Annotated in this window: 22 protein-coding genes; 6 read left to right on the top strand and 16 right to left on the bottom strand. The window is 59.7% G+C overall.

Annotation, left to right across the window (positions count from 1 at the left end):
• Window positions 1-108: 108 nt before the first annotated feature.
• The 3 genes from rpoD to rpsU form a co-directional block, all read right to left on the bottom strand.
• Window positions 109-1959 carry an RNA polymerase sigma factor RpoD gene (rpoD, locus tag IE038_RS17620; protein WP_189396016.1) on the bottom strand — a complete coding sequence of 617 codons (1851 nt, stop codon included), beginning with the start codon at window positions 1957-1959 and terminating at the stop codon, window positions 109-111.
• A 68-nt stretch (window positions 1960-2027) separates the two neighbouring features.
• Window positions 2028-4001 carry a DNA primase gene (gene dnaG, locus IE038_RS17615; RefSeq protein WP_189396015.1) on the bottom strand — a complete coding sequence of 658 codons (1974 nt, stop codon included), beginning with the start codon at window positions 3999-4001 and terminating at the stop codon, window positions 2028-2030.
• Window positions 4002-4302: 301 nt separating this feature from the next.
• Window positions 4303-4518, bottom strand: coding sequence for a 30S ribosomal protein S21 (gene rpsU, locus IE038_RS17610; RefSeq protein WP_002551877.1), 216 nt, complete (start codon window positions 4516-4518; stop codon window positions 4303-4305).
• A 200-nt stretch (window positions 4519-4718) separates the two neighbouring features.
• On the opposite strand from rpsU, the gene tsaD reads away from it, so the two are divergent.
• Window positions 4719-5744, top strand: coding sequence for a tRNA (adenosine(37)-N6)-threonylcarbamoyltransferase complex transferase subunit TsaD (tsaD, locus tag IE038_RS17605; RefSeq protein WP_163939447.1), 1026 nt, complete (start codon window positions 4719-4721; stop codon window positions 5742-5744).
• Between the two features lie 26 nt (window positions 5745-5770).
• Here the strand turns inward: tsaD and plsY are convergent, their stop codons facing one another.
• Window positions 5771-6340, bottom strand: coding sequence for a glycerol-3-phosphate 1-O-acyltransferase PlsY (gene plsY, locus IE038_RS17600; protein WP_163939449.1), 570 nt, complete (start codon window positions 6338-6340; stop codon window positions 5771-5773).
• A 74-nt stretch (window positions 6341-6414) separates the two neighbouring features.
• On the opposite strand from plsY, the gene folB reads away from it, so the two are divergent.
• Window positions 6415-6768, top strand: a complete 354-nt coding sequence (gene folB, locus IE038_RS17595; RefSeq protein WP_065759041.1) for a dihydroneopterin aldolase — start codon at window positions 6415-6417, stop codon at window positions 6766-6768.
• Complete coding sequence (gene folK, locus IE038_RS17590; protein WP_163939451.1) at window positions 6759-7265, top strand: 2-amino-4-hydroxy-6-hydroxymethyldihydropteridine diphosphokinase; 507 nt, start codon at window positions 6759-6761, stop codon at window positions 7263-7265. Before folB ends, folK begins: the two co-directional genes overlap by 10 nt.
• A 57-nt stretch (window positions 7266-7322) precedes the next feature.
• On the opposite strand, the gene IE038_RS17585 is transcribed toward folK, so the two are convergent.
• The 11 genes from IE038_RS17585 to IE038_RS17535 form a co-directional block, all read right to left on the bottom strand.
• Window positions 7323-8552, bottom strand: coding sequence for a multifunctional CCA addition/repair protein (locus IE038_RS17585; protein WP_189396014.1), 1230 nt, complete (start codon window positions 8550-8552; stop codon window positions 7323-7325).
• 60 nt (window positions 8553-8612) lie between these two features.
• Window positions 8613-10175, bottom strand: coding sequence for a SpoVR family protein (locus IE038_RS17580; protein WP_189396013.1), 1563 nt, complete (start codon window positions 10173-10175; stop codon window positions 8613-8615).
• Window positions 10172-11443 (bottom strand): YeaH/YhbH family protein, encoded by a 1272-nt coding sequence (locus IE038_RS17575; RefSeq protein ID WP_163939822.1) that lies wholly within the window; start codon window positions 11441-11443, stop codon window positions 10172-10174. The genes IE038_RS17580 and IE038_RS17575 overlap by 4 nt, the downstream gene beginning before the upstream one ends.
• Before the next feature lie 196 nt (window positions 11444-11639).
• Window positions 11640-13562, bottom strand: a complete 1923-nt coding sequence (locus tag IE038_RS17570; RefSeq protein WP_189396012.1) for a PrkA family serine protein kinase — start codon at window positions 13560-13562, stop codon at window positions 11640-11642.
• 281 nt (window positions 13563-13843) lie between these two features.
• The gene (gene glpE / locus IE038_RS17565; protein ID WP_163936269.1) at window positions 13844-14173 is read right to left on the bottom strand and encodes a thiosulfate sulfurtransferase GlpE; all 330 of its coding nucleotides are present in this window, start codon (window positions 14171-14173) and stop codon (window positions 13844-13846) included.
• Between the two features lie 10 nt (window positions 14174-14183).
• Window positions 14184-15059: a symmetrical bis(5'-nucleosyl)-tetraphosphatase gene (locus IE038_RS17560; RefSeq protein ID WP_163936272.1), complete on the bottom strand. Its 876-nt coding sequence runs from the start codon at window positions 15057-15059 to the stop codon at window positions 14184-14186.
• The gene (apaG, locus tag IE038_RS17555; protein WP_099775990.1) at window positions 15059-15439 is read right to left on the bottom strand and encodes a Co2+/Mg2+ efflux facilitator ApaG/CorD; all 381 of its coding nucleotides are present in this window, start codon (window positions 15437-15439) and stop codon (window positions 15059-15061) included. Before apaG ends, IE038_RS17560 begins: the two co-directional genes overlap by 1 nt.
• A gap of 101 nt (window positions 15440-15540) precedes the next feature.
• On the bottom strand, window positions 15541-16347 hold the full coding sequence (rsmA, locus tag IE038_RS17550; RefSeq protein ID WP_065759032.1) for a 16S rRNA (adenine(1518)-N(6)/adenine(1519)-N(6))-dimethyltransferase RsmA: 807 nt from the start codon (window positions 16345-16347) through the stop codon (window positions 15541-15543).
• Entirely contained in the window at window positions 16344-17333 is a 990-nt protein-coding gene (pdxA, locus tag IE038_RS17545) for a 4-hydroxythreonine-4-phosphate dehydrogenase PdxA (protein WP_163936277.1), read from the bottom strand. The genes rsmA and pdxA overlap by 4 nt, the downstream gene beginning before the upstream one ends.
• Window positions 17330-18646 carry a peptidylprolyl isomerase SurA gene (surA, locus tag IE038_RS17540; protein WP_163936280.1) on the bottom strand — a complete coding sequence of 439 codons (1317 nt, stop codon included), beginning with the start codon at window positions 18644-18646 and terminating at the stop codon, window positions 17330-17332. Before surA ends, pdxA begins: the two co-directional genes overlap by 4 nt.
• Window positions 18627-21404 (bottom strand): LPS-assembly protein LptD, encoded by a 2778-nt coding sequence (locus IE038_RS17535; RefSeq protein WP_189396011.1) that lies wholly within the window; start codon window positions 21402-21404, stop codon window positions 18627-18629. Before IE038_RS17535 ends, surA begins: the two co-directional genes overlap by 20 nt.
• A 130-nt stretch (window positions 21405-21534) precedes the next feature.
• On the opposite strand from IE038_RS17535, the gene IE038_RS17530 reads away from it, so the two are divergent.
• Genes IE038_RS17530 through IE038_RS17520 form a run of 3 tightly spaced genes read left to right on the top strand, consistent with a single transcriptional unit; the run spans window position 21535 to window position 23994 of the window.
• Window positions 21535-22560: an aminoglycoside phosphotransferase family protein gene (locus IE038_RS17530; RefSeq protein WP_163937836.1), complete on the top strand. Its 1026-nt coding sequence runs from the start codon at window positions 21535-21537 to the stop codon at window positions 22558-22560.
• Window positions 22557-23228, top strand: coding sequence for an N-acetylmuramate alpha-1-phosphate uridylyltransferase MurU (gene murU / locus IE038_RS17525; protein ID WP_163937839.1), 672 nt, complete (start codon window positions 22557-22559; stop codon window positions 23226-23228). The genes IE038_RS17530 and murU overlap by 4 nt, the downstream gene beginning before the upstream one ends.
• 1 nt (window position 23229) lies before the next feature.
• Window positions 23230-23994: a TerB family tellurite resistance protein gene (locus IE038_RS17520; protein WP_163937896.1), complete on the top strand. Its 765-nt coding sequence runs from the start codon at window positions 23230-23232 to the stop codon at window positions 23992-23994.
• On the opposite strand, the gene IE038_RS17515 is transcribed toward IE038_RS17520, so the two are convergent.
• A complete protein-coding gene (locus IE038_RS17515; RefSeq protein WP_163937841.1) occupies window positions 23991-24992 on the bottom strand; it encodes an alpha/beta hydrolase family protein in 1002 nt (333 codons plus the stop codon). The two genes, IE038_RS17520 and IE038_RS17515, sit on opposite strands and share 4 nt — an antisense overlap.
• Window positions 24993-24998: the final 6 nt, after the last annotated feature.

The following is a 24998-nucleotide window of genomic DNA, read 5'->3' as shown; positions in this document are numbered from 1 at the left end:
AATTTGATTCGAGTGTAGACGGCGCTTTTGCCTAGGGGCTAGTAGCGAAAGTCTTAAATACGTGTGCCACGAAAAGAAAAACCCCGGCGCGAAGGCCGGGGTTTGTCATCACTCGTCGAGGAAGGAGCGTAGATGCTCGCTTCGCGTCGGGTGGCGCAGCTTGCGCAGTGCCTTGGCTTCAATCTGACGGATCCGCTCACGGGTCACGTCGAACTGTTTGCCGACCTCTTCGAGGGTGTGATCGGTGTTCATGTCGATACCGAAACGCATGCGCAGCACTTTGGCTTCGCGGGCGGTCAGGCCGGAGAGCACATCACGGGTTGCTTCCTTGAGGCTTTCGACAGTGGCCACATCAATTGGCGACTGCATGGTCGAGTCCTCGATGAAGTCGCCCAGATGCGAATCTTCGTCGTCACCGATCGGGGTTTCCATGGAGATCGGCTCTTTGGCGATCTTCAATACCTTGCGGATCTTGTCCTCAGGCATTTCCATGCGCTCGCCCAGTTCTTCCGGTGTCGGCTCGCGCCCCATTTCCTGCAGCATCTGCCGGGAAATACGGTTGAGCTTGTTGATCGTTTCGATCATGTGAACCGGAATACGGATGGTGCGCGCCTGGTCAGCGATAGAACGGGTAATCGCCTGACGGATCCACCAGGTGGCGTAGGTCGAGAACTTGTAGCCGCGACGGTATTCGAACTTGTCCACCGCCTTCATCAGACCAATGTTGCCTTCCTGGATCAGATCGAGGAACTGCAGGCCACGGTTGGTGTATTTCTTGGCAATGGAGATCACCAGACGCAGGTTGGCCTCGACCATTTCCTTTTTCGCGCGGCGGGCCTTGGCCTCGCCGATCGACATGCGACGGTTGATGTCCTTGATTTCGGCAATCGTCAGGCCAGTTTCCGCTTCCAGGTCTACCAGCTTCTGCTGGCAACGCACGATGTCGGCGTCCAGGCGGCCCAATGCTTCAGCCCACTTGGTGCTGCGCTTGGCAAGATCGCCGCTCCAGGTCAGGTCGACTTCGTTGCTTGGGAACATGCGCAGGAAGTCAGCGCGTGGCATACGTGCATCACGTACGCACAGCTGCATGATGGCGCGTTCCTGGGCCCGCAGGCGTTCCAGGGCGCTACGTACACGCTCTACCAGGACCTCAAACTGCTTTGGAACCAGCTTGATCGGCATGAACAGCTCGGCCAGTTGCAGCAGCTCGGCGATGCCTTGCTTGCTGTTCCGACCGTGCTTTTTCAGCACTTTGACGGTTGCTTCGAGCTGGTCGGCCACGGCGCCGAAACGCTGGCGAGCCACTTCCGGGTCCGGACCGCTTTCGGTCTCTTCCTCGTCGTCGGAGGCTTCGGCAGCCTCTTCCTCGTCGTCATCGCCGACCGCAGCCGGTGCGGCTTTGGTGTCGACTGGCGGTGGCATTTCGGCCGGCGCGGCAATGCCGTCATCCGGGTCGATGTAACCACTGAGAACGTCGGACAGGCGGCCGCCTTCGGCGGTTACGCGATCGTACTCGCTGAGGATGTAGTCGACAGTGCCGGGGAAGTGGGCAATCGCACCCATGACTTCACGGATGCCTTCCTCGATGCGCTTGGCGATTTCGATTTCGCCTTCACGGGTCAGTAGCTCGACCGTGCCCATTTCGCGCATGTACATGCGCACTGGGTCGGTAGTGCGACCAATGTCGGTTTCCACTGCCGCCAACGCTGCGGCCGCTTCCTCGGCGGCGGCTTCGTCGGTATCGGCTTCGGCCAACAAAAGGGCATCCGCATCCGGAGCACTCTCGAATACGTTGATCCCCATGTCGTTGATCATGCGGATGATGTCTTCCACCTGCTCCGGATCTGAAATATCCTCTGGCAGGTGGTCGTTGACCTCCGCGTAAGTCAGGTAGCCCTGCTCACGACCGCGGGTGATCAACTCTTTGATGCGAGACTGCTGTTGCGCTTTTCCGGACATAACACCCTATCCACTGAAGGTCTTGGCGGGCAAAAAAACAAGCCGAGGATTATACCCGAGCATGGACCTCACGCGCCAGTTGAGGTCGGGGTTTGTGCGGGAACATTCCGGCTTAACAGGTCGCGCAGCTGATTTTTTTCCTCTGCGCTCAGTTCACTTTGACGTGCTTTCCTGAGCAAATGTTCCAGGCTGCGCTCGCGTTGGCGAGCGGACAAGCTAGTTATAGTGTCGAAAAACTGTTGTTCAAGGTTGTCGGCATCGATCAACCATTCCTTTTCTGCCAGTGCGCGTAGCAAGCGGCCTTGTTCGGTGCCGTGCCAGCGTGCAATCAACTGTAATGAGCGTAGCTCAGGATTTTTCTGCAAGGCCTCAAGCAGCGCCACCAGCAGTTGAGCGTAATGATGCTCTTCGGCGGCGAAGTGGCTGGCGTCTTCGACTTTCCTGGCCAGTCGCGGGTGGTGTAGCAGCGTACGCAGAGCGCTCAGCGTTGGCGGCTCGACGGCCGTCGGCACCCTTGGCGGCGCCTCCTGGTTGCGACCGTTGCGCTCCCATGGCTTACCTTTCTTGTCCCACGGCTTGCCGTCCCACTTCTTTTTCTGGCCGCCCTTGTTCGGTGTCCACTGCTGTTGCGGTGGCGCGTACTCGGGCTGATGAAAATCATTGTAATCAGGTGTGTAATCGGGCATTGCACCGTAGTCGATGCCCGGATCGTAGCTGGGTGGTGCCTCGATGGGCGCGCTATGTGACAGCTGTTCGACCTGCTCGCTGTTAAGGCCTGTAATTTCCTTCAGCCGATTGCGCATCAATGCGCGCAGGTTCGCGCCGGGCACTTTATCGATCAGCGGTGCGGCGAGGGTGGCCATGTGGGCCTTGCCTTCGAGCGAACGCGGGTCGGCTTCTTCGGTCAGTTGCTGGAAAAAATAATCAGCCAGCGGCTGGGCATGCTGGTTGATCCGTGCGCGGAAGGCGTCTGTGCCTTCGGCGCGAACCAGCGTGTCCGGGTCTTCACCTTCGGGCAGGAACAGAAAGCGTGCCTTGCGGCCATCCTGCAAGCTCGGCAGGGCGGCTTCCAGGGCGCGCCAGGCAGCGTTACGGCCGGCTTGGTCACCGTCGAAGCAGAACAATACGCTGGGTACCACGCGGAACAGGCGCTTGAGGTGTTCCTCACTGGTGGCTGTGCCCAGGGTGGCTACGGCATTGCGCAGGCCTTGCTGGGCCAGTGCGATAACGTCCATGTAGCCTTCCACGACGATGATTTCATCGAGATTGCGGTTGAACTTGCGTGCTTCGTAAAGCCCGTAGAGCTCCTGGCCCTTGTGAAATACGGGGGTTTCCGGGGAGTTCAGGTACTTGGGCTTGTCGTCCCCCAGTACTCGGCCGCCGAAGGCGATGACGCGGCCGCGGCTGTCGCGGATCGGGAACATGACGCGGTCGCGGAAGCGGTCATAGCGTTTGCCGGTTTCGGCATTCTCGATCAGCAGCCCGGCGTCGATCATGGCCTTTTGCTGCAGTGTGTCGCTGCTCAGGTGCTTGAACAGGTTGTCCCAGCCAGGCGGGGCGAAGCCCAGGCCGAAATCCCGGGCGATTTCACCGGACAGGCCGCGACCCTTGAGGTAATCGACTGCGGATTTGCGTGTCGGGTGGCTTTTCAATGCCTGGCGGTAGTATTCGGCAGCGGCTTCCAGCAGCGGGTAGAGCGGCGAGTCAGTCGGTTGCCGAGGCTTGTGCCCGCGCTGACCTTCTTCGCGTGGTACTTCCATGCCGGCTGCTTTGGCCAGTTCCTCGACCGCCTGGGGGAAGTCCAGGTTGTCGTGGTCCATGATGAAGCCCAGGGCGTTGCCGCCAGCGCCGCAGCCAAAGCAGTAGTAGAACTGCTTGTCGGGGCTGACGCTGAACGAAGGGGTCTTCTCTTTGTGGAACGGGCAGCAGGCGGTGAGGTTCTTGCCGGCTTTTTTCAATTGGACGCGTGAGCTCACCACATCGACGATATCGGTGCGGTTGAGTAGGTCGTCAATGAAACTTTGGGGTATCAGCCCGGCCATGGCACTCTCATCATCAGGCGATAAACCAGTGTAATCGCTAATGCTGCGGGAACGGCTGCGCATTCGAGCGTGGTCGAATGTTCATAACACAAGTGTGGAAGAGTGTGCTCGCCTGCAGCCCGTGAGGACTCGTCAGTGTTGACGTGCACGTCTGGCGTGATGCCAGTTCTGACGATTGGAAGGCTTGCATCAACCGACGAGCGGTATCAGCAGCTCAGGTGTTGAGACCTGAGTAAAGCAGCATCTGCCAGCAACCCGGCGTTTAGGCCGGGTTAGGCAGAAGCTTGGTCGATCGTCTGTATTAGTACAGGCGAACGGCGCGGCGCTGCTCGCGCTGGACTTTCTTGGCATGACGCTTAACTGCAGCAGCAGCCTTGCGCTTACGCTCGGAAGTCGGCTTCTCGTAAAATTCGCGGCTACGAACTTCAGCCAGTACACCGGCTTTTTCGCAGGAGCGCTTGAAACGACGCAGAGCTACGTCGAAGGGTTCATTCTCTTTAACTTTGACGGCTGGCATCCAGAGCTACCTTCATTTAGTACCGGGGCAACGTACTCGTGGCAAAAATGTGCGCTGGAGAACGTCGGTTTTTAAGGGTTGCGGATGTTAACCCTTAGCCGCTCGGAATGCAAAGCCTCTGATCGAAAACCGCTGGTCGGCATCGGGTGCGGGGACTATTATGCGCGCCTTCGAATTCAGCCTATACAAGGCATAGACCCATGCTAGTACTGGGATTGGAAACATCCTGCGACGAAACCGGCGTCGCATTATATGACAGTGAGCGCGGCTTGTTGGCCGATGCACTGTTCAGCCAGATCGACCTTCACCGCGTCTACGGCGGGGTGGTGCCCGAGCTTGCTTCGCGTGATCACGTCAAGCGCATGCTGCCGTTGATCCGCCAGGTGCTGGCCGAGGCGGGTTGTGTCGCAACCGAAATTGATGCCATCGCGTATACGGCAGGCCCCGGGCTGGTCGGCGCATTGCTGGTTGGCGCCTCCTGCGCCCAGGCCCTGGCGTTTGCCTGGGGTATCCCGGCGCTGGGCGTGCACCATATGGAAGGTCATCTGCTGGCGCCGATGCTTGAAGCAGAGCCCCCCGAGTTCCCGTTCATCGCCCTGCTGGTTTCCGGTGGTCACACCCAACTGGTCAGGGTTGATGGCATCGGTCGTTACGAGTTGCTGGGTGAAAGCCTGGATGACGCGGCAGGTGAAGCGTTCGACAAGACAGCCAAGCTGATCGGCCTGAATTACCCTGGCGGGCCTGAAATTGCACGCCTGGCGACCCAAGGGGTGCCGGGGCGTTTCGTGTTTCCGCGACCGATGACCGATCGTCCGGGCCTGGACTTCAGCTTCAGCGGCTTGAAAACCTTCGCGCTTAACACCTGGCAGCAGTGCCAGCGCGCTGGGGACGACGGTGAGCAAACCCGTTGCGACATCTCGCTGGCCTTCCAGCAGGCAGTGGTGGAGACTTTGACCATCAAGTGCCGACGCGCCCTGAAGCAAACAGGCCTCAAGCGGTTGGTCATTGCCGGTGGGGTAAGTGCAAACAAGGCCTTGCGCGCGTCGCTGGAAGACATGCTGGCCGGGCTCAAAGGCAATGTGTACTACGCCCGTCCTGCGTTCTGTACCGATAACGGAGCAATGATTGCCTATGCCGGCTGCCAGCGTTTGGCCGCCGGGCAGCGCGAAAGCCTGGCCATTACCGTGCAGGCGCGCTGGCCAATGGAGCAATTGCCAGCGCTCTGAAGCTGAAGTTCGCTCATGCAGCAGGTTCAGAAGTGTCGTTCGCGTCCTGCAAAAAGGTCGCGTAGATTGCCCCGATGACGCCAGACGATCAGGATGGTCAGTACGCTCATCGGCAGCAGTGCCTCGGGTTCGCGCCAGGCCAGCAAGGGCAGGGTGAGCGGGGTGGCGATCAACGCGGCCAGGGAACTGGTGCGGGTGAGGCGGAAGGTGAGCAGCCAGGTACTGATGGCCAGCAGTGCGGCCGGCGGGTAGAGGCCCAGTAGCATGCCGGCAGCAGTGGCAACGCCCTTGCCGCCGCGAAAGCGAAAGTACACGGGGAACAGATGGCCGATGACGGCGTACAGGCCGATCCAGGCTTGTTGCTGCAGGCCAAGGCCCAGCATCTGGGCGATCAGCACGGGCAGCAGGCCTTTGCAGAGATCGCCGAGCAGGGTCAGGATGGCGAGTTTTTTTCCCGCCAGGCGCAGCATGTTGGTGGCGCCGGCGTTGCCTGAACCGCTCATGCGCGGGTCAGGGCAGCCGTTCAGACGGCTGAGTAGGATGGCAAAGGACAGCGAGCCGAGCAGGTAGGCGAGCAATGCCAGTAACCAAAACATGCTAACTATTCCGGGCGAGGACGCCCTGATTCTAACGGCGCAAGGCGCCCTTGTCGTGCAGCGGAGAAAAGTGCTTGGACAGAGTGTTCATCGAAGGGCTGGAAGTCGATACCGTCATCGGCGCTTACGATTGGGAGCGCGGTATTCGCCAGTGCTTGCGGCTGGACCTGCGGTTTGCCTGGGATAACCGTCCGGCAGCCGCGGGTGATGACCTGACGCTGGCCCTCGATTACGCCAGTGTGTCGGCGCGCATCCAGGCCTTTGCCGAGCAGGCGCAGTTCCAGTTGGTTGAAACCTTTGCCGAACGGTTGGCCAAGGTACTGATGGACGAATTTCAGATTCCCTGGCTGCACCTCAAGCTGACCAAGCCCGGCGCTGTACCGGAAGCCAGCGGGGTGGGTGTGGAGATTGAGCGCGGATGTCTCTGACCACGGTTTACCTTGGGCTTGGTAGCAATATCGAGCGGGAACGGCATTTGACCGCAGGGCTCGATGCGCTGGCATTGTTCCTGGTGGATATGCGCTGCTCGGCGGTGTTCGAGAGCGAGGCGGTGGGCATCAAGAGCGGCCCGTTCTTCAATCTGGTGGTGGTGGCGAAGACGGATTTGCCGCTGACCGAGCTGGATCGTCGGTTGAAGTTCATTGAAGCGGACAACGGCCGTTATGCACCCGAACGCAAGGGCTTGCCACTGGATATCGACGTGCTGATGTACGGCGATCTGGCTGGCAATTTCGATGGCCTGGTGCTGCCGCGTGCCGAAATCCTTAAAAATGCCTTCGTATTGTGGCCATTGTCGTTGATTGCACCGGACCTGGTGCATGTGGGCGTGGGCAAGACCATGGCTCAACTGTGGGCCGAGGCGCAGATCGAACAGGTGTTGGCGCCTGTACCGTTCCAGTGGCGCGGTCAGCAACTGACGCATTAGGGCAGGCCTGGCGGCGATGGTAGCGATGCCATCGCCGCCAGGGAGCATGCGCGTGTCTTAGCGCGCTGCTTGGTCCTTGTAGGCTTTCAGCGCCTTCAAGCGCTCTGATTTGAGCGCATCCCCCAAGGCTTGCCCTGTCAGGCCCTGCTGCACCAGCGGCTGCACTGCGACCGCGCGTGCAGCCGCAGCCGCCCCGCGCAGGTAGTCAGCCTGTGGGTAGCTCCGCTGTTCCAGCCCAAGGCGCCCACGGGCGTCCATTTCGCACGCCGCTATGAACTCCTCGAAACGTTGTGGGCGGCGATACACGTCGAAGCGCTGCAGCAGTTCCAGCAGGGTCGACGCCTTGAGTTCCAGGGCGCGATGGCTGTGCGTATGGTATTCGCCGACCAGCACCGCCAACTCCTGGCAGTCTCGCGGTGCCTTGAAGCGTTGATTGACAGCCTTGATCAAGCGGCACCCGCGATGCTCATGGGCAATGTGTTGCGGCCATTCATCTTCAGGGGTCAGACCTTTGCCCAGGTCGTGCAGCAGGCAGGCCCAGCGTACGCTGAGGGGCTGCTGGTGCACGGCTGCCTGCTCCAGTACTGAGAGGGTATGCAGGCCGGTGTCGATTTCCGGGTGGTGTACTGGCGGTTGCGGTATGCCGAACAACACATCGACTTCGGGCAGCAGTTCCTTCAGTGCGCCACAGGCGCGCAGCACTTCGATGAAAACCTGAGGCTGGTCTTCCATCAGTGCGCGTGAAATTTCTTTCCAGCTGCGCTCAGCCGTAAGCGCTTGAAGCTCCCCGGATGCGCTGAGTTGGCGCATCAGTTCAAGGGTTTCCGGTGCCACCTTGAAACCCAGGTAGGCGTACCGCGCAGCGAAGCGGGCTACACGCAATACGCGCAGGGGATCTTCGGCGAACGCGGGGGAAACATGGCGTAAAATGCGTGCTTCGAGATCACGGATGCCGTTGTAGGGGTCAAACACCTGGCCGTGTTCGTCTTCGGCGATGGCATTGATGGTCAGGTCGCGGCGGATGAGGTCTTCTTCAAGGGTAACCTCGGGACTGGCGTGAAAGGTGAACCCGCCATAGCCGCGTCCGCTCTTGCGCTCAGTGCGTGCCAGCGCATATTCCTCGCCGCTTCGTGGGTGCAGAAAGACGGGGAAGTCGGCACCGACCGGGCGATAGCCCAAGGCTTGCATCTGCTCGACTGTCGCGCCCACCACCACCCAGTCGATATCTGTCACGGGCCTGTTGAGCAGGCGGTCACGTACCGCGCCGCCGACCTTGTAGATTTGCATTAAAAAACCTCCGTTGATGCCACAGGATACCCTGTCCGGCAGCAACGGAGGCTGGCTTCGCTAGAGGTGTACGACAGCCAGGTCCAGGCGGCCGTAATCGCCTTCCGAGTGCTCGCCTTTGGGCGGCACATGGTGAGTTTTGACGATCTGGTCGCCCTGCAGGGTTTCCAGGTGGATATCGAAACCCCAGAGACGATGCAGGTGCTTGAGTACTTCGTCGGTGGAGTCGCCCAGTGGTTTGCGGTCGTGCTGTTGATGGCGCAGGGTCAGCGAGCGGTCGCCACGGCGGTCAATGCTCCAGATCTGCACGTTGGGCTCACGGTTACCCAGGTTGTACTGGGCGGCCAGGGTTTCACGAATGGTCCGGTAGCCGGCTTCATCGTGAATGGCAGGCACCAGCAGGTCGTCACGCTGGTCGTCGTCGAGGATGCTGAACAGCTTGAGATCGCGGATGACCTTGGGTGACAGGTACTGCAGGATGAAGCTCTCGTCCTTGAAGCTGCTCATGGCGAACTTGATGGTGGAAAGCCAGTCTCCGCCAGCAATATCGGGGAACCAGCGACGGTCTTCTTCCGTGGGGTTTTCGCACATGCGGCGAATATCGCGGTACATGGCAAAGCCCAAGGCATAGGGGTTGATGCCGCTGTAGTAAGGGCTGTCGAAGCCTGGCTGGAACACTACGCTGGTGTGCGACTGCAGGAACTCCATCATGAAGCCTTCAGTGACCAGCCCTTCGTCGTACAGGTCATTCATCAAGGTGTAGTGCCAGAACGTGGCCCAGCCTTCGTTCATGACCTGGGTTTGCCGTTGCGGGTAGAAGTACTGGGCGATCTTGCGCACGATACGCACGACTTCACGCTGCCAGGGCTCCAATAGCGGGGCATGCTTCTCGATGAAATACAGGATGTTCTCCTGAGGCTCGGCCGGGAAGCGTGCGTTGTCCCTGTCGCTGTTCTTGTCACTGCTCTTGGGTATGGTGCGCCACAGGTCGTTGATCTGTTTCTGCAGGTGTTCTTCGCGGTCCTTTTGCCGACGCCGTTCTTCTTCGGCTGAGATCGGGTACGGGCGTTTGTAGCGGTCTACGCCATAGTTCATCAGGGCATGGCAGGAGTCGAGCAGGTCCTCTACGGCATCAATGCCATGGCGCTCTTCGCATTGGGTGATGTACTGCTTGGCGAACACCAGGTAGTCGATGATCGAGCTGGCATCGGTCCAGGTGCGGAACAGGTAGTTGCCTTTGAAGAAGCTGTTGTGGCCATAGCAGGCATGGGCCACGACCAGCGCCTGCATACAGATGGTGTTTTCTTCCATCAGGTAGGCGATGCAGGGGTCGGAGTTGATCACGATTTCGTACGCCAGGCCCATCTGGCCGCGGCTGTAGGATTTCTCGGTACTGAGAAAGTGTTTGCCGTACGACCAGTGATGGTAGCCCAGCGGCATGCCGACCGAGGCATAGGCATCCATCATCTGCTCGGCGGTGATCACCTCGATCTGGTTAGGGTAAGTGTCCAGGGCATAGCGCTCTGCCAGGCGGCTGATCTCACGGTCATAGGCCTGGATGAGTTCGAACGTCCATTCGGACCCGGTGGAAATGGGTTGGCGCTTCTGTTCTCTGGCGGTCATGTCACTAACCTGCGCTGGAAGAGTTCACGGAAGACCGGATAGATATCGCCGGCCGATACCAGCTGCTGCTGGGCGAATGTGTCGGGGAAGGACTCGCCGATGCGTTCGTACTCGAACCACAGGGCCTGATGTTCGCGTGGGGTAATCTCAACGTAAGTGTAGTACTGCACGAATGGCATGATCTGCTTGCTGAGGATCTCCCGGCAGACCGGCGAGTCATCGTTCCAGTTGTCGCCATCGGAGGCCTGGGCGGCATAGATGTTCCACTCGTTGGCCGGGTAACGTTCGGCCATGATCTCCTGCATCATTTTCAGGGCGCTGGAGACGATGGTGCCGCCTGTCTCCCGGGAATAGAAAAACTCTTCTTCGTCTACTTCACGGGCACTGGTGTGGTGGCGAATGAACACGACTTCGATTTTGTCGTAGTTACGCTTGAGGAACAGGTACAGGAGAATGAAAAAGCGTTTGGCGATGTCCTTGGTCGCCTGGGTCATCGACCCGGAAACGTCCATCAGGCAGAACATCACGGCTTTCGAGCTTGGGTTGGGCTGCTTGACCAGCAGGTTGTACTTGAGGTCGAAGGTGTCCAGGAAAGGCACGCGATGAATACGTGCACTTAACCGCTCTATTTCCGCTTCGATTGCTTGAATATCGCCGAAGTTGTCCGGTTCATCCTGCTTCAGGCGGGCCAGTTCTTCCTGGGCCTCGCGCAGTTTGGCGCGGCTGCTGCCAGACAGGGCAATGCGCCGTGCGTGAGCGGAACGCAGTGTGCGAATGATGTTGATGCGCGACGGGTTGCCTTCGTTACTGATACCGGCGCGTACGGTTTTGAACGTGTCGGTACCGGCCAGGTGACGCTTGACTAGGTTGGGCAGTTCAAGGTCCTCGAACATGAATTCGAGAAACTCTTCCTGGGTGATCTGGAAGACGAACTCGTCCATGCCTTCGCCAGAGTTGCCGGCCTTGCCGCGTCCTCCGCCGCCACCGCCGCCTTGAGGGCGGGCGATATGTTCACCGGCGGTAAACTCCTTATTGCCGGGGTGGACGACGGTCTGCTTGCCGCCGCGCCCATGGTGCAGCACCGGCTCGTCTATATCCCGCCCGGGAATACTGATCTGCTCGCCGTGCTCCATGTCGGTAATGGAGCGGCGGCTTACGGCCTCCTCGACGGCTTTCTTGATATGGTCGCGGTAGCGCCGCAGGAAGCGCTGGCGGTTAACCGTGCTCTTGTTCTTGCCGTTCAGACGTCGGTCGATCACATAGCTCATGACTGCTCCTTATGAAGCCGTCTTGGAAAACCGTAGGCGGGTCAATCGGCCAGAACATCCGAATCGGACTGTTCGGGTGCGCACTGAGTGTGACTGAACCACGCCGCCAGCTTTCCGACAACTTCCCTCAAGCCTGTGTAGCAGATATTGCTGACACAGGCTCTGGGCTAACGACAACCGGTGCTCCGGTTGCGGGTTATTGTGACTTTCTGACCCGCAGGTACCACTCGGAGAGCAGCCGGACTTGCTTGTCGGTATAACCGCGTTCCACCATCCGTGTGACGAAGTCGTTGTGCTTTTGTTGGTCCTCTTTGCTGGCTTTGGCGTTGAAGCTGATGACAGGCAGCAGGTCCTCGGTGTTGGAGAACATTTTCTTCTCGATAACCACGCGCAGCTTCTCGTAGCTGAGCCAGGTCGGGTTCTTGCCATTGTTGTTGGCGCGGGCGCGCAACACGAAGTTGACGATCTCGTTGCGGAAATCCTTCGGATTGCTGATGCCGGCCGGTTTCTCGATCTTTTCCAGCTCTTCGTTGAGGGCGATACGGTTGAGGATTTCTCCGGTTTCCGGGTCGCGGTACTCCTGATCCTGAATCCAGAAGTCGGCGTAGAGCACGTAGCGGTCGAAGATGTTCTGACCGTACTCGCTGTAGGACTCCAGGTAGGCGGTCTGGATTTCCTTGCCGATGAACTCGATGTAACGGGGGGCCAGGTATTCTTTCAGGTAGCGCAGGTAGCGTTCGCGCACTTCTGCGGGGAACTGTTCCTGTTCGATTTGCTGCTCCAGTACATACAACAGGTGCACCGGGTTGGCGGCGATTTCGTGTGGATCGAAGTTGAAGACCTTGGACAGGATCTTGAAGGCAAAGCGAGTCGAAAGACCGTTCATGCCCTCATCGACCCCGGCTGCATCGCGGTATTCCTGGATCGACTTGGCCTTTGGATCGGTGTCCTTGAGGTTTTCGCCGTCATACACGCGCATCTTCGAGTAGATGTTGGAGTTTTCAGGCTCCTTGAGACGCGACAGCACGGTGAACTGGGCGAGCATCTTCAGGGTGTCGGGCGCGCAATGGGCCTTGGCCAGAGAGCTGTTGAACAGGAGTTTGTCGTAGATCTTGATCTCATCACTGACGCGCAGGCAGTACGGTACCTTGACGATGTAGATCCGGTCGATGAACGCCTCATTGTTCTTGTTGTTGCGGAAGCTGTGCCATTCCGACTCGTTGGAGTGGGCCAACAGGATCCCGGAGTAGGGGATCGCGCCCAACCCTTCGGTACTGTTGTAGTTGCCTTCCTGGGTTGCAGTCAGCAGAGGGTGCAGGACCTTGATTGGCGCCTTGAACATCTCGACGAATTCCATCAGGCCCTGGTTGGCCCGGCACAAGGCACCCGAGTAGCTGTAGGCATCGGCGTCGTTCTGTGGGTACTCTTCCAGCTTGCGAATGTCGACCTTGCCGACCAGTGCAGAGATGTCCTGGTTGTTCTCATCGCCGGGTTCGGTCTTGGCGATCGCGATCTGGTTGAGGATCGAGGGGTAGAGCTTGACCACCTTGAACTTGCTGATGTCGCCGCCGAATTCCGACAGGCGCTTGGTAGCCCAAGGCGACATGATGGTGTTCAGGTAGCGCCGTGGAATACCGTACTCTTCTTCAAGGATATTGCCGTCTTCTGCGGCATTGAACAGCCCCAGAGGTGACTCGAAAACGGGCGAGCCCTTGATTGCGTAGAAGGGCACTTTCTCCATCAACTGTTTCAGCTTTTCAGCCAGCGACGACTTGCCACCCCCGACCGGGCCGAGCAGGTAGAGAATCTGTTTCTTCTCCTCCAGGCCCTGTGCGGCATGACGGAAATAGGAAACGATCTGGTCGATGCATTCTTCCATGCCATGGAAGTCTTCAAAGGCCGGGTAGCGCCGTATGACCTTATTGGAAAAGATCCGCGACAACCTCGAGTTGTGCGAAGTGTCGATCAGCTCGGGTTCGCCAATAGCCATCAGCAGGCGTTCGGCCGCCGAAGCATAGGCACTGCGATCTTTCTTGCAGAGTTCCAGATACTCTTGCAGCGAAAGCTCTTCCTGACGGGTGGACTCGAAACGTTGTTGGAAGTGGCTAAAAATACTCATGACGTCACCTCGCTCGATACGTGGAGCCGACGCCGGATCAGTCAGCTGATGCTGGCAAACAACCGGATGCCCGATTGCTTCATACCCCCCAGAACACCTGTGAAATCGCTACCGATGACCCGCACGCCGGTGTACCGGCTCTCCCCTTTTTGGATGGCCTGAGCCTAAGAATAGTTCGGAATCGGGGAGGTCAAGGTCGGTTGAGCGATAAGTTCGTCACGACCGTTCGTCAGATCTGGCGCCAGCCCACAGGGGACGTGGGCTGCAGGACCATAAAAAAATTATTCGACGTCGCCTTGAGCGGTTTGCTCGGGGTAGAGGCTGCGCCACAATTCGAACCCACCATCAAGGCTGTAGACGTCGGAAAAGCCCTGGCTGGCCAGATAGGCAGCGGCGCTCTGGCTGGAGTTGCCGTGGTAGCAGACCACCACCAGCGGCGCATCAAGGTCGGCGTTGCGGATGAAGTCGGCAACCGACTGGTTGTCCAGGTGCTGGGCACCGGTGATGTGGCTGGCGGCGTAGGTCTGTGGGTCGCGAATGTCGACCACGACCGCACCTTGCTCACGCAGCGCTTGGGCTTGCTCGGGAGGGATGCGTTTGAATTCGCTCATGGGGGTTCCTTCAGGAGTGATCGGCCATGCGGGATGCCGCAGGCATGGTCGGTTGTGGGCGCAGGCTGCCTTCGTTGCTGCATTCGCACTCGAAGCGCTCACCTGTGTCGACGTTCATCAGGGTCATTGAACCGCCCCAGACACAGCCGGTGTCCAGTGCGTAAAGGCCGGGTACGTCACAACGGCCTTCTAGCGCAGCCCAATGGCCGAAGATGATCTTCAGGCCGTGCGTGCGCCGTTCCTTGTGACTGAACCAGGGGGCGTAGCCAGGGAGCGCTGTATCGACCCCTTCCTTGCCTTTGAGATCGAGCTTGCCGTCACTGGTGCAGAAGCGCATGCGGGTAAAGTAGTTGGTGATGACCCGCAAGCGTGTCACCCCTTGGAGGCCCTTGTCCCACTTGTTCGGTTCATTGCCGTACATGCCGTCCAGGTAGGGTTTCAGGCGGGTGTCATCGCGCAGCACTTCCTCGACTTCGGCAGCCAGGCGCCGAGCCTTGTTCAGGCTCCACTGTGGCGGGATGCCGGCATGCACCAGAACGGTTTTACGTTGTTCGTCGTAGTGCAGAAGCTTTTGCTGGCGTAGCCAGTCGAGCAGATCGCTGGCATCAGGGGCTTCGATGATTTCGCGTAGGGTGTCGCTCTTCTTCAACCGCTCGATATTATGCCCGGCCGCCAGAAGGTGCAGGTCATGGTTGCCCAGCACACACACCAGTGAGTCACGCATGCCATAGAGGAAGCGCAGGGTTTCCAGTGACTCCGGGCCGCGGTTGACCAGGTCTCCGACCAGCCACAGCGTATCCACTGCAGGATTGAACCGTACGCGTTCCAGCAGGCATTTGAGTGGTTGCAGGCAGCCTTGCAGGTCGCCGACGGCATAAACCGCCATCAGTGCAGGGCCCCAGGCACTGCAAGCCTGAACGGAGCGATGATCGCATCGAAGCGTTTGCCGTCTTCGGCAAACATCTGATAGGTGCCCTGCATGGTCCCGACACGCGTGCTGATGACTGCGCCGCTGCTGTAGGTATGACTGGCACCGGGTTCGATCAGCGGTTGCTGGCCAACCACGCCGGCCCCACGCACTTCTTCGACCTCGCCATCACCGTTGGTGATCAGCCAATGCCGGGACATCAACTTGGCTGGCAGTTGGCCATTGTTCTGCACCGTGATGGTGTAGGCAAAGGCATAACGGTCGTTGTCGGGTTGGGACTGCTCGGGAAGGAATCGGGTGACGACGCTGACGTCGATCTGGTAGCGAGGATCAGACATGCAAAGGGCCTTAAGCAAACGCGAATGCTGCAATTGCGTCAGTCTAGGCCATAGGCGGGGCGGCCGGCCAGCCGTGAATTCACGGTTGACCGGCGGTAGGCTTATTCGGCGCCGTTCTGCTCGGCCAGTTTGTCGGCCAGGCGGACGAAGGCGGCGAGGTCGAGTTGCTCAGGGCGCAGGCTGCCATCGACATTGGCAGCCTCGATGGCCTCGCTGCTGAGCAGTGCCTTGAGGGTGTTGCGCAAGGTCTTGCGGCGCTGGTTGAAGGCTTCACGAACAATGCGTTCAAGCAGCCGGTGGTCTTTGGCCGGGTGCGGCAGGGTTTCGTGAGGCACCAGGCGGACAATGGCTGAATCAACCTTGGGCGGCGGGTTGAAGGCGCCAGGCCCGACGTTGAACAGGTGCTCGACCTTGCAATGGTACTGGACCATGATCGACAGACGCCCCCAGTCACCGCCACCAGGCCCTGCGGCCAGGCGTTCGACCACTTCTTTCTGCAGCATGAAGTGCATGTCGCGGATCAGCCCGGCGTTATCCAGCAGGTGGAAAATCAGCGGGGTGGAAATGTTGTACGGCAGGTTGCCGACCACGCGCAGGCTGTGTGGGGAGGCACCCAGGCTGGTGAAGTCGAACTTCAGGGCGTCGCCCTGGTGCAGGCGGAAATTGTCTCGGCCGGCGAACTGATGGTTGAGGATCGGGATCAGGTCCTTGTCCAGCTCCACCACGTCCAGTTCTGCGCCACTGCCCAGCAGGCCAGCGGTCAGTGCACCCTGGCCTGGGCCGATTTCCAGCATGCGCTCGCCCGGACGGGCGTGAATGGCACGCAGGATACGGTCGATCACGCCTGCATCATGCAGGAAGTTCTGGCCGAAGCGCTTGCGCGCCCGGTGTTGGTATTGCTCGCTCATAAACGGGTCTCGGCCATCTGGTAGGCGGTTTCCAAGGCGACCTGCAGGCTCCCGGTGTCGATCTTGCCCGTTCCGGCAAGGTCCAGGGCGGTGCCATGATCGACCGAGGTTCGGATGATCGGCAGGCCCAGGGTCACGTTCACTGCAGCGCCAAACCCTTTGTACTTGAGTACGGGCAGGCCTTGGTCGTGGTACATCGCCAGCACTGCGTCGCAGTGCTCCAGATATTTGGGGGTAAACAGGGTATCGGCGGGCAATGGGCCGCGCAGGTCCATGCCTTCGCTGCGCAGGCGCGCCAATGTCGGTTCGATAATGTCGATTTCTTCGCGGCCAAGATGGCCGCCTTCGCCCGCATGCGGGTTCAAGCCGCAAACCAGGATGCGCGGGTTGGCGATGCCAAATTTGCTCACCAGATCGGCGTGCAGGATGCGCGTGACGCGCTCCAGGCGTTCTTCAGTAATGGCATCGGCTACATCGCGCAAGGGCAGGTGAGTGGTCACCAAGGCAACACGCAAGCCGCGTGTCGCGAGCATCATCACCACCTGCTCGGTGTGGGTGAGGTCAGCAAGAAATTCGGTGTGGCCGGAGAAGGCGATACCGCTCTCGTTGATCACGCCTTTGTGCACTGGCGCGGTGATCATGCCGGCGAAATGACCGTCCAGGCAGCCTTGGCCCGCGCGGGTGAGGGTGTCCAGAACAAAGGCCGCATTGGCCTTGTCCAGTTGCCCGGGCACCACCGTGGCTTGCAGAGGGGTATCCCACACATACAGGCTACCGGCGTCGGCCGGAACATCCGGGAATGCCTCGGCAGACACTGGCAGCAGTGTGACCGCCACACCCAACTGCGCGGCCCGCTCGGCGAGCAGGTCACGGTTGGTGATGGCGATCAGGGGGTAAGGCTGGGCGTGTGCGGCGAGCAGCAGGCACAGGTCTGGACCTATGCCGGCCGGCTCGCCGGGCGTCAGGGCGAAACGTTGGCGCTTCACTGGGCGGCCTGGGCCGCGCCGGGGAGCTTGATTTCAACGTAGGCTTCGTCACGGATCTGACGCAGCCAAGTCTGCAGCTCCTCGTCGTACTTGCGGTTACGCAGTACGGTCATCGCCTGCTGTTCGCGGGCCTGAGCCGTGCTGTCAGTGGCGCGGCGCCCCAGCACTTCCAGTACGTGCCAGCCGTATTGGGTCTTGAACGGCTTGGACACTTCACCTTGCGGGCTGCGCGCCATGACTTCGCGGAACTCTGGAACCAGTGCATTCGGGTCGATCCAGTTCAGGTCGCCGCCATTGAGCGCCGAGCCCGGGTCTTCCGAGAAGCTTTTTGCCAGATCAGCGAAGTCTTCCCCGGCCTTGATCCGGTCGTAGAGTTTCTCCGCCAACTGCTTGGTTGCTGCTTCGCTGCGAATTTCGCTTGGTTTGATCAGGATGTGGCGAACATGCACTTCGTCACGTACCTGAGACTGGCCACCACGCTTGTCCAGCAGCTTGAGAATGATGAAACCACCCGGCGTACGTACCGGCTCGGTAACCTCACCGACCGACAACGAGCTCAGCAGGCGGTCGAACGGTGGCGGCAGTTGAGCGGCTTTACGCCAGCCCATCTCGCCGCCTTCCAGAGCCGTTTCGCTGGCCGAGCGGGCGATAGCCAGTTGGCCGAAGTCGGCGCCCTGCTTGAGTTGCTGGTACACCTCGCCGGCTTGCTTGGCTGCAGCCTGGATGGTGGCCGAGTTCGCGCTTTCCGGGGTTGGGATCAGGATGTTGGCCAGGCGGAACTCTTCAGAGAGCTGCATCTTGCCCAGGTCCGAGGCAAGGAAGTTCTTCACTTCCTGCTCCGTCACCTGAATGCGCTCGGCTACACGGCGTTGACGCACGCGGCTGATGATCATCTCGCGGCGAACCTGCTCGCGGGCGTCCTCATAGGAGAGGCCGTCGCGCGCCAGGGCTGCGCGGAATTGATCGATGCTCATGCCATTGCGCTGGGCAATGGTGCCAATGGCCTGGTTCAGTTCTTCATCGGTGATGCGGATGCCGGATCGGTCGCCGATCTGCAATTGCAGGTTCTCGACGATCAGGCGTTCCAGTACCTGCGGCTCCAAGGCGCTGGCAGGCGGAACGCCGGAGCCGCGCTTGGCGATGGTCTGCTGCACCTCGTGCACACGTTGGTCCAGCTGGCTTTGCATGACCACGTCGTTATCGACGATGGCCACCACGCGGTCCAGTTCCTGTACCGCGGCATGCACTGCGGAACTCAGCAATACAGCGCCCAGCATCAGCGGGCGCAGACAATCAATAAGCTTGGTCTTCACGTGTACGATAACCTTGAATGCCTTCGTCGAGGAACGTCTCGACCTTGTTGCCCACTACGCCACCGAGACCCTTGAGTACGATCTGCAGGAAGATGCCGTGGTCGCCTTTTTCGTTGCTTGGTGCGTCCTGGCTGAACTCGTCATAGTTGACCCAGTAACGGTTGATCAGACGCAGTTTCCAGCAGCAGTTGTCGTACTCGAAACCACCGAAGGCTTCCAGGGTACGGTTGCGGTTGTAGTCGTGCTGCCAGCGAGCAATGGCATTCCACTGCGGAACGACCGGCCAGATGACGGAGAAGTCATGCTGCTGGATCTTGTAGTAGTCCTTGACGTAACCCGGTGTTCCAGGTGTGCCATAGTCGCCTCCACCCACCTGCCATTTACCAGTGGTCTGGTCATAGCGGATGGCATCGTTACGGTAGCGGTAGCCCAGGTTGACGACCTTGTTCACGTCGTCTTCAGGCTGGTAGTGGAACATTGAGCTGCCCGAACGGGTGCTGCGGCTGTCCGGGTCCCAGTTGAAGTCGGAAGTCAGGCGCCAGTCGCGATTGAACCGGTACTGGTGTTCCAGAGCATAAGGCGACACATTGGCCTTTGCATCTTCACGATCACGCCAGTCAATACGCGGCAGTTGGACTTTGCGGTCCTTGAAGTACACTGCCTGGCCAATGCTGAAGCGTTGACGTTCGAAACCGTTCTCTTCGATCCAGCGGTTTGTCACGCCAAGCGATAGCTTGTTCTCGTCGCCGATACGGTCAGAGCCACTGAAGCGATTCTCACGGAAGAGTGAGGAGTAGTTGAAGGTGCTTTCACCGGTGTCAAAGACCGGGATATCTGTCTGGTCTTTGTAAGGGACATACAGGTAGAACAGTCGCGGTTCCAGGGTCTGGCGGTAGTTCTTGCCGAACCATTGTGTATTTCGGTCGAAAAACAGGCCGCTATCCACACTGAAGATCGGCACGTCGCGATTTTGCGAGCTTTTGAACGTCTCTCCATCGGCCAGCGTATTTTTCCCTTGCTGATCCAGGTCAAGACTGTAGTCCGTGTACACATAGGTCAGCGATGGCTTCAGGTAGCCATAAACTGTTTCCAGTGGCAGGCTGATCCTCGGCGCAAGGTTGATACGGTCGCCGTTGGCACGAGCCAAACCGGCGACTCTGGTGTCATACCAAGGGCTGGCTATTCCATTTTCATCGACAAAGTCGCCTGTGCGCAGGTCGCGCTCAAAGCGGGCAAATTCGGTTTTGTAGGACAGGTCCAGCCCGCTAGGGTGGTACGGCAGCTTCCCGTTGAAGGTAATCTGCGGCAGCCGGTCGTACGGCGTGATCTGGCTAATTGTCGCCAGCTCGTATGCCTGCACATTCAATCGCGCCGTATAGTCCTCGGCCCGGTAGGTCAGCGCACCCTGCTGGTTGACGTAGTCGCGACTTTGAACGCCGATCTGGTCGGTTTCCAGGTCCTGGAAGTAGTACGGGTCGCTGATGTCGGTGTAGTCGACTTCAGTCATCAGGCGCGAGTCAAGGCCGCCCTTGTGCTGCCAGTTGATCATCCAGCGCTGGTCCTTGTAGTCGGACTGCAGCTTGCGTTCGTCGTCCTTGTCGTTCAGCCAGGCGCCGCCGAACTGGCCTTCGCTGGACTCGGTCAGGTAGCGGAACTCGCCTTCCATCAACAGGCCACGCTTGGCCATGTAGCGTGGGTACAACGTGGCGTCGTAGTTAGGCGCCAGGTTGAAGTAGTACGGGGTGACCAGCGCGAAACCGGTTTTGCTGCTGGTGCTGAACGACGGAGGCAGGAAGCCGGACTGGCGACGGTCGTCGATCGGGAAGTAGATGTACGGTGTATAGAACACCGGGAAATCCTTGACCCGCAGGGTGACGTTGGTCGCGGTGCCGAAGCCGGTGGCCGGGTTCAGGGTGATGTTGTTGCCCTTGAGCTGCCAGGCGTTGCTGTTCGGCTCACAGGTCGTGTACGTACCGTCTTTCAGCCGAATGATGGCGTTTTCAGCACGCTTGGCATAGAGGGCGTTGCCGCGGATGTGCGACTTGTGCATGACGTATTCGGCGTTGTCGACCTTGGCTTCGCCGGTGTCGAGCTGAATGTCGGCGTGATCGCCGACGACCAGCGAACCGTTGTCGCGAATCTTCACGTTGCCTTTGAGCTCGCCACGGTTCTCAGCCTGGTACAGGTTGGCTTCATCGGCCTCGACCTGCATGCTGCCTTGGCGCATCACCACGTCACCTGCGAGCTGAGCGATCTGCTGCTCCTGCTCATACCGCGATACTTTGGCGCCGATGAAGGTCGGCGCCTCGTCTTTCGGGGTGCTGTCGTTCATGCCGGGACGTTTCGGCTCGACATAGGCGCCGCCGCAGTACGGGCCGGTTTCGGCCAGCTGTGCAGGGGTCAGCTTGTCGCGGGGTACCCAGTCGAGATGGCTGTAATCGGCGCTACGCGATTTCAGTACACGGCCTTTGCTTTCAGTAACGAGCGTTGCGCCTTTGCCCGGCTCTTCGGATGCGTCGGCAGTGGCTGCCGAGGTTTCGTCGGTCGAGCTGACGGCAGCGCCTGGGTGCACTGGACGAGGAGGCAAGTTGGCAGTATTGGTCTTGGGCTTGCAGTCCCAACCACCGGCAGCAGACACTTGACAGTCGAACTGTTCTGCAGCGACCACGTACGACGTCGCCAGAGGTTGCATGGCCAGCAAGCCGCCGGTAACCAGCAACGGGAATTTTTTACGAAACGCGGGGGATTTCAATGCCATCTTATTAGTCCGGGCTTCCTGCGTGCCATCTGCCCGCGTGTGGGGCCGCACGCCTCTCGATGGTCTGAAAAAGATGCTGGATAATAAAGCATGACCCGCTTGACGGCTAGGGCCGTCGGAGACCCTTGTAATGCCCGATCACGATGTACGTCTGCAACACTTGAACGTCTGGCTCGATGAACAACTGGCAAATCTGTTCCAAGCCCAGGGCTGGGGCGAGGTGCCGCAAGGCAGCCTGACCGCTGCCAGCAGCGATGCCAGCTTCCGCCGTTACTTCCGCTGGCAGGCCGATGGCCGCAGTTTTATCGTCATGGATGCACCACCACCCCAGGAAAACTGCAAGCCCTTCGTGGATATCGATCATTTGCTCGCCAGTGCTGGCATTCATGTCCCGAACATTTATGCGCAGGATCTGCAGCGCGGTTTTCTGCTGCTCAGTGATCTAGGCAGTCAGACCTACCTGGATGTCATTGATGCCGACAATGCCGACAGCTTGTTCAACGATGCAGTCAATGCGTTGCTGGCGTTCCAGCAGTTGCCCATGGAGGCGCCGCTGCCCAGCTATGACGTCGCGTTGCTGCGTCGCGAGCTTGAGTTGTTTCCTGAGTGGTATGTGGGGCGGGAGTTGGGGCTTGCCTTCAGCGAGTCGCAACAAGCAGCCTGGCAGCGGGTCAGCGGCATATTGATTGACAGTGCGCTGGATCAGCCGAAGGTGCTGGTACATCGTGACTACATGCCGCGCAACCTGATGCTCAGTACCCCCAACCCTGGGGTGCTGGACTTCCAGGATGCGGTGTACGGTCCTGTTACCTATGACATCACCTGCCTGTTCAAAGACGCGTTCCTCAGCTGGCCGGAGGCCCGAGTGGCTGCTTGGCTGCACGATTATTGGCAGCGCGCGAAGGCGCAGGGCCTCCATGTGCAAGAGGACTTTGACAGCTTCCACCGCGCCAGTGACCTGATGGGCGTGCAGCGTCACCTGAAGGTGATCGGCATTTTTGCGCGGATCTGTCACCGCGATGGCAAGCCGCGTTACCTGGGTGATGTCCCGCGCTTCTTTGCCTATATAGAGGCAGTGGTTGCCCGTCGTCCGGAACTGGCCGAGCTTGGCCAGTTGATTGCGCAGTTGCAGCGGGCCACCGGAGTGCGTTCATGAAGGCAATGATCCTGGCCGCGGGAAAAGGCGAGCGTATGCGTCCACTGACGCTGCATACCCCGAAGCCATTGGTGCCGGTAGCTGGCGTGCCGCTGATCGAATACCACCTCAGGGCACTGGCTGCTGCCGGGTTCAAGGACATCGTGATCAATCATGCCTGGCTGGGTCAGCAGATCGAGGACTTCCTGGGGGACGGTGGGCGCTGGGGGCTGAGCATTCAGTATTCGGCAGAAGGTGAGCCGCTGGAAACCGGCGGGGGTATCTACAAGGCATTGCCATTGCTGGGTGATGCGCCGTTCGCACTGGTTAATGGCGATATCTGGACCGAGTTTGATTTTGCCCGTTTGCGCCAACCTTTGGCGGGTTTGGCACATCTGGTACTGGTGGATAACCCCGGGCATCACGGCAAGGGTGATTTCCGTTTGGTCGATGGCCAGGTATTCGATGCCGAACAGGGGCATGACACCCTGACCTACAGTGGTATTGCCGTGCTTGATCCAGGGCTCTTTGCCGACTGCCAGCCGGGTGCCTTCAAGTTGGCGCCGTTGTTGCGTCAAGCGATGGCGACAGGGCAGGTGAGCGGCGAGCACTTTTCTGGCCATTGGGTGGATGTCGGCACGCTTGAGCGTCTTGCCGATGTCGAACGTATCATTGACGAGCGTCGCTGAGATGTTGTGGCCGAGCACAGTGATTGGTGCTGGGGCGGGTTTCGCCATTGCCAGTATTCCTGGTGCCTTGCTAGGGGCGTTACTTGGTCAGGCGATGGACCGCCGTCTGCAGTTGCACAGTTGGGGGCACTTGCGTGAACGCTTGGGCGGTCGCCCCGTGTTACGTGACGATGAGGTGTTGTTCGTGCTGTTGGGGCGGTTGGCCAAGAGTGACGGTCGAGTGGTGGAAGGGCATATCCAGCAAGCGCGGCAGGAAATGCAGCGCCTGGAAATGAGCGACCCGGCCCGACGCCGCGCGATCGCAGCATTTAACCGAGGCAAGAACGGGCGGGAGCGGCTCGGTCGTTACCTGCGTCGTCTCAAGCAGCAGCCGCATGCTGCCGAAGGGGTTCTGCGTGCGTGCTTGCGGATGGCCTGTGCCGATGGCCGCGTCAGTCGCCAGGAGCGCGAGTTGATTGTGCAATGGGGGCAGGCCTTGGGTTGGTCAGCCGCCAAGGTGAAGGCATTGACGCAGGACTATGAGCCCCAGAAGCACGCGTTGGGCAGTGCCACCCTGGCGTATCCGGATGCGTTGAAGTTGCTGGGTGTTGAGGCGGGCGCAGCGCCGGAGCAGATCAAGCGGGCTTACCGGCGCTTGTTGAGTCGTCATCACCCCGACAAATTGGTCGGCAGTGGCGCAAGCCCTGAGCGGGTGCACGAAGCGACCGAGTTTACCCGTGATCTTCATCAGGCTTACTCGGTCATTCGTACGCGACAGGGGTTTTAGTCGTCCTGGCTGGGGCTCAACCAGCCACGCACCCGGCGATACAGGTTTTCCTGTTCGGCGCTGCGGTTACCGGGCATGGCAGTGAGTGCAACCTGGTGGTAGTTACTGCCTTTAAGCCGCTTGCTGGCTTGAAGCCGCTGTTCGGCGGCTTTTCTGGCGAGTGGCTGGTTGTAGTAGAAATCTGCGGTCGGCAGCTTTAGCCCTGGCGCCAGGGTTGCCAGGCCTTGTTCCGCCGTCGCTGGTGTTTGTGCTTCGACCATGACCAGCTTTTGTACCTGCGCCGGTTGGCGCTCATTCAGGTAGCGAGCGGCCCAGTAGGCACCCGTGCCGTGACCGAGCAGTACAACGCTGCGGGCATTCTGTTGCTGTGCGTAAGCAACGGCAGCGTCCAGACGTGCAAAAATCCGTTCGGCATCGGCGTTGCTTTTAGCTTCTGGTGTTTTTGCCTGCCCACCGTTATCGACGCTTTCGCCTTCTGCGGCGGTGGCTTGCTCAACACTGGCATTGGCATCTGCTGGTGTGTCCTTGGCGGGTGCCTGTTGCCCCTCTGTAGCAGCTTCGGCGGGCTTGGCCGGTGTTTCGACTCGCGGTTGCGGGCTATCAGCCTGCAGGTCGGGCAGGCTCAGGCTCAGGCTGTGCCAACCGGTATCGGGAAATTTGCGTCGCAAGGGGCCGACAGCCTTTGGCCAGTCAGCGGTTTCGCCCGCACCGGGAAGAATGATCAATGCCCCTTCCGGGTCGCCGCTGTTGGCGGGTTTCCAGAGGGCCAGGAAGCTCTCGCTACCGGCCTGCAGGGTTTGTTGCTCTTCTTTTGGAACTTGGCGTTCAAGTGCCAGGGCATCGTCAAGGCTGCGCTCGTTCAGGGCTTGGCGTTGCACGGGCGCGGGCTGCGTCTCTTTCGCTGGCTCTGGCGTTTCGCCATCTGCGGCGTGTAGGGTACAAGGTAGTATCAAGGACAGGCATAACGCAGGAAGCGTTTTGCGATTCAGTGGGAACATGGATCT

The sequence above is a fragment of the Pseudomonas laurentiana genome, from assembly GCF_014648275.1.
GTDB lineage: Bacteria > Pseudomonadota > Gammaproteobacteria > Pseudomonadales > Pseudomonadaceae > Aquipseudomonas > Aquipseudomonas laurentiana.
The sequence above is the reverse complement of the archived record's forward strand: the minus strand, read 5'-3'. Positions and strand labels throughout refer to the sequence as shown.

Coding starts and splice junctions, on each gene's coding strand:
- rpoD (WP_189396016.1), bottom strand. CDS start 1,959: ATGTCCGGAAAAGCGCAACAGCAGTCTCGCATCAAAGAGTTGATCACC.
- dnaG (WP_189396015.1), bottom strand. CDS start 4,001: ATGGCCGGGCTGATACCCCAAAGTTTCATTGACGACCTACTCAACCGC.
- rpsU (WP_002551877.1), bottom strand. CDS start 4,518: ATGCCAGCCGTCAAAGTTAAAGAGAATGAACCCTTCGACGTAGCTCTG.
- tsaD (WP_163939447.1), top strand. CDS start 4,719: ATGCTAGTACTGGGATTGGAAACATCCTGCGACGAAACCGGCGTCGCA.
- plsY (WP_163939449.1), bottom strand. CDS start 6,340: ATGTTTTGGTTACTGGCATTGCTCGCCTACCTGCTCGGCTCGCTGTCC.
- folK (WP_163939451.1), top strand. CDS start 6,759: ATGTCTCTGACCACGGTTTACCTTGGGCTTGGTAGCAATATCGAGCGG.
- IE038_RS17585 (WP_189396014.1), bottom strand. CDS start 8,552: ATGCAAATCTACAAGGTCGGCGGCGCGGTACGTGACCGCCTGCTCAAC.
- IE038_RS17580 (WP_189396013.1), bottom strand. CDS start 10,175: ATGACCGCCAGAGAACAGAAGCGCCAACCCATTTCCACCGGGTCCGAA.
- IE038_RS17575 (WP_163939822.1), bottom strand. CDS start 11,443: ATGAGCTATGTGATCGACCGACGTCTGAACGGCAAGAACAAGAGCACG.
- IE038_RS17570 (WP_189396012.1), bottom strand. CDS start 13,562: ATGAGTATTTTTAGCCACTTCCAACAACGTTTCGAGTCCACCCGTCAG.
- glpE (WP_163936269.1), bottom strand. CDS start 14,173: ATGAGCGAATTCAAACGCATCCCTCCCGAGCAAGCCCAAGCGCTGCGT.
- IE038_RS17560 (WP_163936272.1), bottom strand. CDS start 15,059: ATGGCGGTTTATGCCGTCGGCGACCTGCAAGGCTGCCTGCAACCACTC.
- apaG (WP_099775990.1), bottom strand. CDS start 15,439: ATGTCTGATCCTCGCTACCAGATCGACGTCAGCGTCGTCACCCGATTC.
- rsmA (WP_065759032.1), bottom strand. CDS start 16,347: ATGAGCGAGCAATACCAACACCGGGCGCGCAAGCGCTTCGGCCAGAAC.
- IE038_RS17535 (WP_189396011.1), bottom strand. CDS start 21,404: ATGGCATTGAAATCCCCCGCGTTTCGTAAAAAATTCCCGTTGCTGGTT.
- IE038_RS17530 (WP_163937836.1), top strand. CDS start 21,535: ATGCCCGATCACGATGTACGTCTGCAACACTTGAACGTCTGGCTCGAT.
- murU (WP_163937839.1), top strand. CDS start 22,557: ATGAAGGCAATGATCCTGGCCGCGGGAAAAGGCGAGCGTATGCGTCCA.
- IE038_RS17520 (WP_163937896.1), top strand. CDS start 23,230: ATGTTGTGGCCGAGCACAGTGATTGGTGCTGGGGCGGGTTTCGCCATT.
- IE038_RS17515 (WP_163937841.1), bottom strand. CDS start 24,992: ATGTTCCCACTGAATCGCAAAACGCTTCCTGCGTTATGCCTGTCCTTG.